The organism is Rheinheimera tilapiae (assembly GCF_042432165.1).
GTDB lineage: Bacteria > Pseudomonadota > Gammaproteobacteria > Enterobacterales > Alteromonadaceae > Pararheinheimera > Pararheinheimera tilapiae.
In genome coordinates this window covers 23742-35733 of the sequence record NZ_JBHLXP010000011.1, presented here as the reverse complement: position 1 = coordinate 35733, position 11992 = coordinate 23742, and the positions used below count along the sequence as shown (strand labels likewise).

Below are 11992 nucleotides of genomic sequence, written 5' to 3'. Positions count from 1 at the left end.
CCACGAACTACCACGATCCGTTCGTCGGTGCCTTGAGTCAGACGAATAGTTGCGCCAACCTCGACGGTCTTGCTGGCTTTACAGCGCTGGCCATTATACTGAACTTTTCCACCGTCTATCATGTCTTTAGCCAAGCTACGGGTTTTGTAAAAGCGACAGGCCCATAACCATTTGTCCAAACGTAATATAACTGTGGTATTGTCCTGATTTTGGGTGGGTTGAGTCATCAGATGTTTACTCCGGCAATGCGCGCGACCATAGCATAAACACAGCGTTGGCTCCAGCGAGACGGTATTTTGGCACGACGATCCGGCAGATATCAGATGTTTATCATCTGTATCTTATTGGTAAATTGTTTGCTGATCTTGTTGCGACGGAACCAACTGAGTAAGATAAAAACAGAATAGATACAGAATCATTACAATGAATTGGCAACGAGTCTCCGACCTGGATTGGGCAGTACAGTGGCAACAGTTTTATGCACGTCTGCCTGTCGTGTTACTGAACCGTATTTTTGCATTTGTGTTTCTGCTGCTGCTGGCCTGGTTGGCTGCACGCGTCAGCTGGTTGTTGATCCCCGCCGGTAACACGTCACAAGTGGCAGTTCCTGTTGCAGTGGCCCGGGCACCTGCCAGTTCAACACAGGATGTACAACGTGTCGTAGATGCCAGTTTATTTGGCAAGTATCAGGAAAAAACAGCGGAGCCGGTCGCGGTCCAGACCGTCACAGATGCACCGCAAACCAGTCTGAGTTTAAAACTGACCGGCGTCGTCGCCACGTTGACCAAACCTGAACAAGGTACGGCGGTGATTGAAAACAGTGGTGTTGAGCAAGTGTACGCCATTGACGAGCAAATTGAAGGTACCGCAGCAGTGCTGAAACAGGTACTGGAAGACCGGGTGTTACTGCAGGTGTCAGGTCGAATGGAAACGCTGATGCTTGATGGTGTTGAATACCAGAAACTCAGTGAAGCCAACGCTGCGGTTGGCGAAGAAAGTCTGCAGGAAGTTGCGCCACCGCCAGGGGCCTATAGTCCAGCAGCAGAAGACGTCGCCAGCATGCGGCGCGAGATGTTAAACGAACCCGCCAAATTCTTTGATTATGTCCGTATCACGCCGCGTCATCGTAACGGTCAAATGTACGGTTATGCGTTGTTACCAGGCAAAGATGCAGAATTGTTTGCGCGAATGGGCTTGCGGCCGAACGACGTGGCCATCGAAATTAATGGCGTGCGGTTAAATGATATGCAGCAAGCCTATGGCGTGATTAACGAATTACGTGAAGCCAGCCAGGCTTCGATTAAAGTAGAACGTGACGGTCAGATCCAGGATATCCAGGTAAACCTGTCACAACAATAACCAGTACAGAATGGCTTACTTCCAATGAAATCAACTATTTTCCGCCTTCCGTCTCTGAAGCTGCAACTGGGTGCCGGTGCCCTGGCTTTGCTGAGCTTTTTCAGTGCTGCTGTCGAATATCAGCCGAATTTTAAAGGCACTGAAATCACTGAATTTATTAATATTGTCGGCAAAAATCTGAACAAAACCATCATTGTCGACCCGCAAGTGCGCGGCCGGATCAATGTGCGGTCATACGAAATGCTCAATGAGCAGCAGTATTACCAGTTTTTCCTCAACGTGCTGGAAGTCTATGACTTCTCGATCGTCGAGATGAAAAGCGGCGTACTGAAAGTCGTACGGCAAAAAGACGCCAAAATGTCGAATATCCCGGTGGTCAGTGACAACAACGGTGGGGTGGGCGATGAAATGGTCACCCGTGTCGTACAGGTCAAAAACGTCTCGGTGCGTGAGTTAGCACCACTGCTGCGTCAGTTCACCGATCAGGCTGGTGGTGGTCATGTGGTGAACTATGACCCGTCGAACGTAATCATGATGACCGGTCAGGCCGAAGTGGTGAACCGTCTGGTCGACATCATTCAGCGCGTCGACAAAGCCGGTAATCAGGATATCGAAATCATCCGGCTGAGCTTTGCCTCTGCTGCGGAAGTAGTGCGTATTTTAGATAATATCTATAAAAAACAGGGGCAAGGCGACCAGCCAGAATTCCTGATCCCGAAAATTGTTGCCGATGAGCGCACCAACAGTGTGATTGTCTCCGGCGAATTACAGGCGCGTCAGCGTGTGTCAGAAATTGTAAAACGCCTCGACGCCGAACAGGAAAGCCAGGGCAATACCCGGGTCTATTACCTGAAATACGCCAAGGCCGAAGATTTAGTTAAAGTGCTGCAGGGCGTGTCGAACTCGATGGTGGCTGCAGCCAATTCTGCGCAGACCCAACAAGCGGCGCAAGGCGGCGGTGGTTCGCGCGGCAGCAACCGCGAAGTCAGTATTGAAGCGCATACCGAAAGTAATTCAGTGATTGTCACGGCGCAGCCGGACATGTTGCGTAACCTCGAAGATGTGATCCGCCAGATTGATATCCGCCGCGCGCAGGTACTGGTCGAAGCCATTATCGTGGAAGTTGGTGAAACTGCCGGCATTAACCTTGGTGTGCAGCTGATCTCGGCTGAAGGTGGGATCACCCAGTTTAATAATGGTGTGGTACCCGTATCGTCAGTGGCGGCAGCCGCTGCGTCAGCCCGCAAAGTGACACCACAGCCGCGCGTGGTGCAGTCTACTATTCCTGGCGTGCCAAGTACGACAGTACAAGACGCTGATACTCCGGGTGATTACACGGCTTTGGGGACAGTATTAGGCCAGGTGAGCGGCGCAATGCTCGGTGTTGTCAAAGACGATTGGGGCGCGATTATTCAGGCTGTGAAAGCGGACACCGACTCCAATATTCTGGCCACGCCGCATATTACGACGCTGGATAACCAGGAATCGTTTTTCATCGTCGGTGAAGAAGTGCCGGTTGAAACGACGACCAGCCCAGGCCAAAACGGCAACAGTCCTTTCACCACCAAAGATCGCAAAGAGATTGGTATCAAACTGAAAGTTACGCCACAAATTAATGAAGGCACTGCAGTGCGCCTGACCATCGAGCAGGAAGTTTCCAGCCGCGCCGGTTCTATTGACGGTGACCTGATTATCGCGAAACGTGAAATCAAAACCACAGTGATGGCTGACGATGGCGCCACTGTGGTGCTCGGTGGTCTGATTGACGAAGACGTGCAACAAAGCGAATCCAAAGTGCCATTACTGGGCGATATTCCGGTATTAGGGCATCTGTTCCGCTCCACCAGCAGCAGCAAGAAAAAACGTAATCTGATGGTATTTATCCGGCCGACCATCATGCGCGATGGCGGCGTCATGAATGAAGTCAGTCAGCGTAAATACAACTACATGCGTGCGCAGCAGTTAAATAAACAAGACAATGGCGTGTCGCTGATGCCAGAAACAGACACACCGGAAATGCCGGTTTGGGGTAAAGACAAAACCTTACCACCAGAAATTCAGCAACGACTGGAGCAGATGGATAAAGGCGAGAATATTCCGCCAAAGGGTGACCAGCCAGAGGGCAACCAATAAATGGCCGCGGTCGACCTGCCGGAAGGCAACCCCCGTATTCGGTTGCCGTTTGGTTTTGCCAAACGGCATAAAGTCTTGTTGCAGGCCGGCGTCGCCGGTCAATGGCAGTTGCTGATCTCCCCGGACACGCAACCTGCGGCACTGCTCGAGATCCGTCGGTTACTGAATCAGCCATTCGTCATTTCGCGCATGAGTGCGGTGGAGTTTGAAGCCATGCTGGAAGCCGCTTATCAGCGTGATTCCAGTGAAGCGCAGCAAATCATGGAAGACATCGGCAATGAGGTGAATCTGGCCTCGCTTGCCGACGAAATTCCGGAAACCGAAGACTTATTGGAAAACGAAGACGACGCGCCCATCATCAAGTTAATCAATGCGATGCTCGGTGAAGCCATCAAACTCGGCGCTTCCGATATTCACGTGGAAACATTTGAAAAGGCTTTAGTGGTGCGGTTTCGCATCGACGGCGTGCTTCGCGAAATGCTGCGGCCAAACCGTAAACTATCGAGCCTGCTGGTGTCGCGGATTAAGGTTATGGCGAAACTCGACATCGCGGAGAAACGCGTGCCGCAGGATGGCCGCATCAGTCTGCGCATTGCCGGTCGTGCCGTGGACGTGCGGGTGTCGACGATGCCGTCCAGCCACGGCGAACGTGTGGTACTGCGGTTACTCGATAAAAACAATTCACACCTGAATCTGGCCGATTTGGGCATGACGCTGTCGGTGCAACAAGCCTTTGCTGAGCTGATTTTAAAACCACACGGCATCATTTTGGTGACCGGGCCGACCGGTTCCGGTAAATCCACCACCTTGTACGCTGGCCTGACGGATATCAACACCAAAGATCGCAATATTCTGACGGTGGAAGATCCGATTGAATATGAACTGGAAGGCATAGGCCAAACGCAGGTCAATACCAAAGTCAGCATGACTTTTGCCCGTGGCCTGCGCGCGATCTTACGGCAAGACCCGGATGTGGTGATGGTCGGTGAAATCCGCGATCTGGAAACCGCGCAAATTGCGGTCCAGGCCAGCTTAACCGGTCACTTAGTGTTATCGACGCTGCACACCAACACCGCGTCAGGTGCTATTACCCGACTGGAAGATATGGGCATCGAGCCTTTCCTGTTATCGAGCAGTTTACTCGGCGTGCTGGCACAACGACTGGTGCGGACTTTATGCCCGCACTGCAAACAAAGTCACGAGCCGGATAAAGAAGAACGCGCGTTGCTGGGCGTGAAAAAAACCGACGCCGCGCCGATTTTCCGCGCCATTGGCTGTGATCAGTGTAACCAGACCGGCTATCGCGGCCGGACCGGTATTCATGAGCTGATCGTCGTTGACGAACATTGCCGCGAGCTGATCCACAATGGCAAAGGCGAGCAGGCCATTGAGAAATATATCCGCAGCCAGAGCCCCAGTATCCGTCAGGACGGTTTTTCCAAAGTGCTGGCCGGCATTACCACCCTGGAAGAAGTGCTGCGTGTCACGCGTGAGGATGCATAGTGGCGGCTTTTGAATATCAGGCGCTGGATGCGCGTGGCAAATCAAACAAAGGCGTGCTGGAAGCAGATAATGCCCGGCATGCCCGCCAATTGCTGCGTGAGCGTAAACTGACGCCGGTCAGTATTGAACTGGCGTCACAGCAGGAAAAAATCATTGCCAGTGGCCGTAACTGGCTGCAAAGCGGCATCAGTGCGTCAGATCTGGCGCTGATCACCCGGCAAATTGCCACGCTGGTTGAAGCGGCATTACCGATCGAAAACGCCTTGCTGGCGGTGGCGGAACAATGCGAAAAACCACGGCTGCGCAACATGATGATGGGCGTGCGTTCCAAAGTAGTGGAAGGCTACAGCCTGGCCGAAGGTTTAAGTGAATTTCCGTACGTGTTTGACCACTTGTTCTGTTCCATGGTGGCTGCCGGCGAAAAGTCGGGTCATTTGGACGCAGTGTTAAACCGGTTGGCTGATTACACCGAACAACGCCAGCATATGCGTAGTCAGCTGATGCAGGCGATGTTGTATCCGGCCATCCTGACTTTTTTCGCTGTGGCAGTGATCAGCATCCTGCTCGCATTAGTGGTGCCGAAAATTGTCGAACAATTCGATCATATGGGGCAGTCGTTGCCTGGTTCAACGTTATTTTTGATTGCCGCCAGTGAATTTATCCGCAGTTATGGCCTCTACCTGGTGGTGTTGATCATGCTGGCGGTGACCGCACTGAAACGCGCGTTACGCAAACCGGCGTTGAAACTGAAATATGACCGCGGCATCTTGCGGATGGGACTGATTGGCAAAGTCGCCCGTGGCCTGAATACCGCCCGTTTTGCCCGAACTTTAAGTATTCTGAATGCCAGCGCGGTGCCATTACTAGAGGCGATGCGGATCAGCGCGGATGTGCTGGATAACAGTTATATGAAACAAATGATCGCCGAAGCGACTGGTCGGGTGCGCGAAGGCACATCGCTGCGCGCTGCGTTAGATCAAACCAAATTATTCCCGCCGATGATGCTGCATATGATCGCCAGCGGCGAAAAAAGCGGACAGCTGGACGGCATGTTAGAGCGTGCAGCTAACAGTCAGGACAAAGAATTTGAAACCCTGGTCACTGTCTCGCTCAAAGTGTTTGAGCCGGCGCTGGTCGCGGTGATGGCAGGTATGGTGCTGTTTATTGTGATGGCGATTTTGCAGCCAATCCTGGCGCTGAACAATTTAGTAGGAGGAGGTTAATACAATGCAACGTTCACGTGGTTTTACCCTGTTAGAAGTGATGGTCGTTATCGTTATTCTGGGCATTATTGCCAGTATGGTGGTGCCCAACCTGATGGGGAACAAAGAACAGGCCGACAAACAAAAGGTCATAGTCGATATCCAGCAACTGGAAAATGCGCTGGATTTATACAAGATGCAAAACGGCTTTTATCCGACCACAGAACAAGGCTTACAAGCGTTAACCACGCAGCCGACTTCTGAGCCAATGCCACGGCAGTACCCGGAAGGTGGTTATATCAAACGGCTGCCAAAAGATCCGTGGAATGGCGAGTATCAACTGGCCAGCCCGGGTGAAATGGGCAAAATCGATATTTTCTCGGCAGGCCCGGATCGCGCCGCCGGTACTGAAGATGATATCGGCAACTGGAATCTGGATGGCGGCCAAGAGCCGCAAAACTAATGAAGATACGCCGCGACGGAGGATTTACCCTGATTGAAGTGTTGCTGGTGATCCTGTTAATTGGATTACTGGCAGCTACAGTGGTGTACTCCTTCAGCGGCGAAAGCCGGTCACAAACGCTTGGCAAAGAGACCGAAAAACTACAGGCCCGTATCCAGCTGGCGGCTGAGCTGGCGATGTTGAAAAACGTCGAGCTTGGGTTGTTTATCGATGATAAAGGCTATCGGTTTATGCTGTTTGAGCAGGATAAATGGCGCACTATCCGTGAGCCTAAAGCACTGGCGCCATATGAGTTTAAACCCGGATTCAGTGCCAAAATCGAGTTGGAAGGCTTGGAATGGGCCGAGCAGAATCTGCTGAGCCGTGCCGAGTTTGAACCGGAAGATGATGGTTTGTCCGAAGCTAACAGCTTTGACGAGCTGGATGCTGAAAAACAGCTGGCCGAAGAACAAAAGCAACAAGCCGAAGCCGACAAGGCGCAGGCGGATGGCAAAGTGAAAAAGCCAAAAAAACGTCAAACCGGTATTTTGACCACGCCATCGCAGAAAAAAGACCCGCGCTATCCGACCGTGTTTATTTTATCCAGTGGCGAGATCAGTCCATTTATGCTGGAACTGATTGAAAACACCGAAAGGCCGGCGCTAAGCCAAAGTCTTAAAGCGGTCTTCAGTATTCCACTGGAGCGGGGGCAGATTGAACAGACGCGTTAAGGGCTTCACGCTGATTGAATTGATGATCGCGATGGCGGTATTTGCCATCGCTGGCGTGGCTGTGATGCGCGCAACCACGGAACACATCCGCGCCATGGGCATGATCGAAGAAATGACGATGGCCGGTTACGTCGCCGAAAATCAATTGCAACTGGCGAGGTTAGATACCCGCTGGCCACCGCAGGCGCGGGACGGTGAAGCGGAGATGGCCAAAAACCGCTGGAAGTGGGTGCTGGAAGTGGTAGAGACCGACGATGCTGAATTTCGCATGTTAAAAGTGACGGTACGGCCGCTGGAAGAACCGGAGCGCGTAGTGTCAACGCTGCAGACCTTTGTCGGACGGCAACGTGAGCAATAATCGCGGTTTTACTTTTATTGAAATGTTGCTGGCTGTGGCGATTTTTGCCCTGGTCGGCCTGGCCTCCGTCGCGGTGCTTGATAGTGTCACCCGCAGTGACGAAGCCTCGCGCGCCGGCACCCTGCGACTACAGCAGCTGCAGCGCGCGATGATGTTGTTAGATCGCGATTTCTGGCAAATTAGTGCCCGGCAGATCCGTGTCAATGGTGAAGCGCCGGTGGCGCAAACACTAGCAGGCGCCGTGAACTGGATTGAAAGCGACGATGATGGCATCACGTTCAGTCACGCCGGCTGGACCAACCCTGGCATGGTGCTGGCGCGCAGCGAAGTACAGTTGGTTGGTTATCGGTTAAAAGAGCGCCAGCTGCAACGGCTGTATTATTTGTACCCGGACGCCGTGACCGGCACTGAACCTAATGTACAACCGCTACTCGACGACATCGATGAGCTGAAATTCCGCTATCTGGTGAAAGAAGATGGTCAGGAACAATGGAAAGAATTCTGGGACCAGGCGAACTGGCCTTTGGCAGTCAAAATGACCTTTAAGTCGCCACAGTTTGGCACTATTGAGCGCATCTTCAGTCTGCCGCTGCGGGAGGCCAGATGAAGTTGCTGAATCGCCGGTCAGGCCGTTCACAGCGCGGCGTGGCATTGATCGCTGTGATGATGGTAGTGGCATTTGTCGTGTTGATCGCCGTCAGTATGAGTGGCCGCTTGCAGCTGGAGCTACAACGGCAGATTAATTTACAGCAGCGCCAGCAAGCGATTTGGCTGGCATTAGGTGCAGAACAATTTATCCAGCGGTTACTGAAAAAATCGGCGGCTGGCAAAGAAACGGTCAACCTCAGCCAAGAGTGGGCAACACAAGGCGCGGTGTTTCCGGTTGAGCAGGCGACAATCAGCGGCACTGTGACCGACCTGCAGGCTTGTTTTAACTTAAATTCGCTGCGACCTGCGACTGGCAATAATCCAGGCAGCGGCACAGATCCTAATAACGGCGAGCAAAGCCCGGATAACAACAATGGTCGTGGTCCTGGTGCCCAAAATGACACTGAAAAAAAAGCGGATGGGAATAACAACCGTAATCCGAATCAGCAAACTCCGGCGCAGCAAGCCTTTTTAAGAATGCTGGAGCAAAACGCGGTGGAGCTGTCGATGCCGCCGGATTATCTGGTGGCACGGGTCGCAGACTGGCTGGATGCTGACAGCACGCTACAAAGCGCCGGTGGCGCCGAAGAAAACGATTATGCCGCGCTGGAGCTACCCTATTACAGTGCGAACAGTCTGATGGTCAGCAAGTCCGAATTACGAGTGATTCTGGATATGACGCCAGCCGACTATGCTCTGGTAGCACCGTTGGTCTGCGTGATCCCCCAGGTCGGGACCTTGCAGATGAATGTGAATACAATGACAGAACAACAAGCGCCAGTGCTGGCCGCATTAATTCCGGGCCTGACCGAAGAAGATGCAAAATCGCTGATTAGCAGCAGACCGGAAAAGGGTTATGACAGTGTTGATGATTTCTTCAGCAGCAATAGTTCGGTATTTACGCAAACACCCAGTGCGGAAGTGAAAACGTTGTTTTCGGTAAAATCTGAATATTTTCAGGCAGAGATCAGTATTGATACTGCCGACAGTAATTTTAGTTTGACCAGCCTGCTGAAACTTGAAGATGATCAGGTGCAGGTGGTCGCGCGGCGCTTTGGAGGCCCTGGGTGAGTGAACAATTAATCATCAGACTTGGTAGCACGCCACAACAACCGCTGTGGTGGCTGATTTGGTCGGCAGGCGCTGCCGAAGTTATCGCTTCCGGTCAGTTGACGGATGCCACTGAGTTGACCGGGCTGGCGGAACGCATTGGTGTGAACCGGCCTTTAACTGCATTGTTGCCCGCCTGTGATGTCGTACTCAAAGAGGTGGCGCTGCCAGGCAAGCCAACCCGGCAAATTTTGCAGGCGCTGCCGTATATGCTGGAAGAAGAGCAAGCCGAAGATATTGAGCAACTGCTGGTAGTGTCGGCGCAGACAGTGCAGCGGGATAGTCAATATCTGCAGCAAGTCGCGGTAGTCCGGCGCGGCTTGCTGGAGCAATGGTTGAGCCTGTTGCAGCAGTCTGGTTTTGCACCGCGCCGACTCATACCTGATGCATTGTTGTTGCCTGTGCTGGAACAGCCGGTCGCACTGCAGTTGGGTTCACAATGGCTGCTACGTCAGGGTGAATGGCAGCTGAGTTGTATTGATGACAGCTGGTGGGCGGATTATCTACAGCTGGCAGCTCTGCCAGAAGTGCTGAGCTACAGCCCTTGGCCTGAACACTGCACGGCGCAGCCACATCAGCTCGCTCCGGCGGAGTTGCCGCTGGCTTTGCTGGCACAACAACTTGATGTTGTGTCGTTTAATTTGTTGCAAGGCCCTTATGCACCGAAAAAAGCCAGCAACAAACATTGGGCGCAGTGGCGTCTTAGTGGCAGTCTGGCGGCGGCCTGTGCTCTGCTTTATCTGACGGTGGTTGGCGTTGAGGCCTGGCAGTTTAGTCGTCAGGCCGATCAGGCCCGAACTGAAGCCAGCTCTTTGTATAAACAACAGTTCCCGACTGAGCGTGTGGTCAACCTGAAACGTCAGGTCGAACGTAAACTGGCAGCCAGTGGCGCGCAAGGTCAGCACAGTTTGACGGTCTTATTGGGGAGTGTTGCCCCTGCGCTGGGCGGTACTGAGCCGGTGCTACTGAACAGTCTGAAATATGAAAGTAAAAAAGCTGAGTTAAAGTTACTAGCGACTGCCGCTAGTTTTCAGCGGTTTGAAGCGTTAAAAGCGCAACTGCAACAGCAAGGCTTTCAGGTAGAACAGGGCGCTTTAAGCCAGATCGAGGGCAAAGTGCAAGGCACGCTGACGCTGCGGAGCAAATCATGAAAGCAGTATTATTATGGTGGAACAGCCTGCAACGGCGTGAACAGCAACTCGTCAGTATGCTTGGCGTCGTGGGTGGCATCGGTTTGTTTTACGCGCTGATCTGGGCGCCTTTGCATCAAACGCGTGAAAGTCAGCAATTGGCTGCGACGACCGCGTCTGAACAACTCGTCTGGCTCAAAGGCAAGTTACCACAGCTGGCAGCGGCGCCTGCCACTGGTGCTGGTGGCAGTCTGAATGACAAAGTGTCACAGACCAGCCGGCAGTTTCAGATCAACGTCAGCCGGATGCAGCCCAAAGACGAACAGCTCGACCTGATGTTGGAAGACGTTGCCTTTGAGCAACTGCTGCGTTGGTTACAGCTGCTGCAAGGCGAACATGGCGTGCAACTGGTGCAGTTGGAAGTGACAGATACGGACGTACCTGGTGTTGTGCGGGTGCGCCGGCTGGTACTGGAATAAATGGATCTGAGACCCAAGGTCTTGGTATCAATCGGTTTGTGATAAAACCGGCACGGGATAAGAGTACATTTGATGAAGAAGTTGTGGTTGATTGTCATTGGCGCGCTGGCCTATTTGCTGTTTATGGCCGTGCTGACGCCCGCGTCGGTCTGGTTGAAACTGGCGCCGCTGCCGCCTGAAGTACAAATCGGCAAAGTTCAGGGCAGTCTGTGGCAAGGTCAGATTGATGCCGTTTCGCGTCCGCCGGTCTACCTGACTAACGTACGCTGGCAGCTTGATGCTGCCAGCCTGTGGCGTGGACAATTAGGCGTGCGGCTGTCTGCCGGTGATGTCAAAGACGATAGCCAGCCGTATCTGCAATTACAGGGCAGTATCAAACCGGCCAGTTACGCTTTGCAACAAGCCACATTGCGCTGGCCGATTGGCGGCATTATGCAGAATCTGCAATTACCGATGCCTGTTGACGCCAGTGGCGCTATCGTTCTGAATATCAAAGAGTTTGCCAAAGGTGAGCCTTATTGCGCCAGCTTAAATGGCGCCGCCAGCTGGCAACAGGCGCGGTTTAAATCGCCGATTGGCTGGTTAGATCTGCGTCAGATTGATGCAACACTCAGCTGTGAACAAGGCAACCTGAGGCTGGTAACAGCCCCGGACAATCCGCTGGCGCTGGCAGTCACGGCTGACGTGATGGCTGGCCGCTATCAGTTAGCCGGCACATTAAAGCCGGATGCGTCCTTGCCAAAAGAAGTGCATGACGCGATGCGATTTGTGTCGCAACCAGATGCCGAAGGTCGCTACACCATCCAGTTCGGTGGTCAGATCCGTACGCAGTAAGACTGTTTAGCACTTCAGAAAAACAAAGCCAGCATTTGCTGGCTTTGTTATTTGGGCTATCAC

Annotated in this window: 13 protein-coding genes; 12 read left to right on the top strand and 1 reads right to left on the bottom strand. The window is 52.9% G+C overall.

Going from position 1 to position 11992, the window contains the following annotated elements; genetic code table 11:
• Positions 1–227 (bottom strand): RNA-binding S4 domain-containing protein (locus tag ACFFJP_RS20605; RefSeq protein ID WP_377248760.1); only part of this gene is annotated, 227 nt, incomplete at its 3' end.
• Between the two features lie 196 nt (positions 228–423).
• Between ACFFJP_RS20605 and gspC the strand changes: the two genes are divergently transcribed.
• The 12 genes from gspC to ACFFJP_RS20545 all read left to right on the top strand — a co-directional run bounded on the left by gspC (position 424) and on the right by ACFFJP_RS20545 (position 11929).
• Entirely contained in the window at positions 424–1359 is a 936-nt protein-coding gene (gene gspC, locus ACFFJP_RS20600; RefSeq protein ID WP_377248757.1) for a type II secretion system protein GspC, read from the top strand.
• 24 nt (positions 1360–1383) lie between these two features.
• Positions 1384–3492, top strand: a complete 2109-nt coding sequence (gspD, locus tag ACFFJP_RS20595; protein WP_377248754.1) for a type II secretion system secretin GspD — start codon at positions 1384–1386, stop codon at positions 3490–3492.
• Positions 3493–4995 carry a type II secretion system ATPase GspE gene (gspE, locus tag ACFFJP_RS20590; RefSeq protein WP_377248751.1) on the top strand — a complete coding sequence of 501 codons (1503 nt, stop codon included), beginning with the start codon at positions 3493–3495 and terminating at the stop codon, positions 4993–4995.
• Positions 4995–6218 (top strand): type II secretion system inner membrane protein GspF, encoded by a 1224-nt coding sequence (gene gspF, locus ACFFJP_RS20585; protein WP_377248748.1) that lies wholly within the window; start codon positions 4995–4997, stop codon positions 6216–6218. The genes gspE and gspF overlap by 1 nt, the downstream gene beginning before the upstream one ends.
• A gap of 4 nt (positions 6219–6222) precedes the next feature.
• The gene (gene gspG, locus ACFFJP_RS20580; RefSeq protein WP_377248745.1) at positions 6223–6660 is read left to right on the top strand and encodes a type II secretion system major pseudopilin GspG; all 438 of its coding nucleotides are present in this window, start codon (positions 6223–6225) and stop codon (positions 6658–6660) included.
• Complete coding sequence (locus tag ACFFJP_RS20575; RefSeq protein WP_377248742.1) at positions 6660–7370, top strand: prepilin-type N-terminal cleavage/methylation domain-containing protein; 711 nt, start codon at positions 6660–6662, stop codon at positions 7368–7370. The genes gspG and ACFFJP_RS20575 overlap by 1 nt, the downstream gene beginning before the upstream one ends.
• Entirely contained in the window at positions 7354–7728 is a 375-nt protein-coding gene (gspI, locus tag ACFFJP_RS20570; RefSeq protein ID WP_377248739.1) for a type II secretion system minor pseudopilin GspI, read from the top strand. The genes ACFFJP_RS20575 and gspI overlap by 17 nt, the downstream gene beginning before the upstream one ends.
• Positions 7718–8335 carry a type II secretion system minor pseudopilin GspJ gene (gspJ, locus tag ACFFJP_RS20565; protein ID WP_377248736.1) on the top strand — a complete coding sequence of 206 codons (618 nt, stop codon included), beginning with the start codon at positions 7718–7720 and terminating at the stop codon, positions 8333–8335. Before gspI ends, gspJ begins: the two co-directional genes overlap by 11 nt.
• A complete protein-coding gene (gspK, locus tag ACFFJP_RS20560) occupies positions 8332–9447 on the top strand; it encodes a type II secretion system minor pseudopilin GspK (protein WP_377248733.1) in 1116 nt (371 codons plus the stop codon). The genes gspJ and gspK overlap by 4 nt, the downstream gene beginning before the upstream one ends.
• Positions 9444–10637, top strand: a complete 1194-nt coding sequence (gene gspL / locus ACFFJP_RS20555; protein WP_377248730.1) for a type II secretion system protein GspL — start codon at positions 9444–9446, stop codon at positions 10635–10637. Before gspK ends, gspL begins: the two co-directional genes overlap by 4 nt.
• Positions 10634–11095, top strand: coding sequence for a type II secretion system protein M (locus tag ACFFJP_RS20550; protein ID WP_377248727.1), 462 nt, complete (start codon positions 10634–10636; stop codon positions 11093–11095). The genes gspL and ACFFJP_RS20550 overlap by 4 nt, the downstream gene beginning before the upstream one ends.
• Positions 11096–11167: 72 nt before the next feature.
• Positions 11168–11929 carry a type II secretion system protein N gene (locus ACFFJP_RS20545; protein WP_377248724.1) on the top strand — a complete coding sequence of 254 codons (762 nt, stop codon included), beginning with the start codon at positions 11168–11170 and terminating at the stop codon, positions 11927–11929.
• Positions 11930–11992 lie beyond the last annotated feature (63 nt).

Coding starts and splice junctions, on each gene's coding strand:
- gspC (WP_377248757.1), top strand. CDS start 424: ATGAATTGGCAACGAGTCTCCGACCTGGATTGGGCAGTACAGTGGCAA.
- gspD (WP_377248754.1), top strand. CDS start 1,384: ATGAAATCAACTATTTTCCGCCTTCCGTCTCTGAAGCTGCAACTGGGT.
- gspE (WP_377248751.1), top strand. CDS start 3,493: ATGGCCGCGGTCGACCTGCCGGAAGGCAACCCCCGTATTCGGTTGCCG.
- gspG (WP_377248745.1), top strand. CDS start 6,223: ATGCAACGTTCACGTGGTTTTACCCTGTTAGAAGTGATGGTCGTTATC.
- ACFFJP_RS20575 (WP_377248742.1), top strand. CDS start 6,660: ATGAAGATACGCCGCGACGGAGGATTTACCCTGATTGAAGTGTTGCTG.
- gspK (WP_377248733.1), top strand. CDS start 8,332: ATGAAGTTGCTGAATCGCCGGTCAGGCCGTTCACAGCGCGGCGTGGCA.
- ACFFJP_RS20550 (WP_377248727.1), top strand. CDS start 10,634: ATGAAAGCAGTATTATTATGGTGGAACAGCCTGCAACGGCGTGAACAG.
- ACFFJP_RS20545 (WP_377248724.1), top strand. CDS start 11,168: ATGAAGAAGTTGTGGTTGATTGTCATTGGCGCGCTGGCCTATTTGCTG.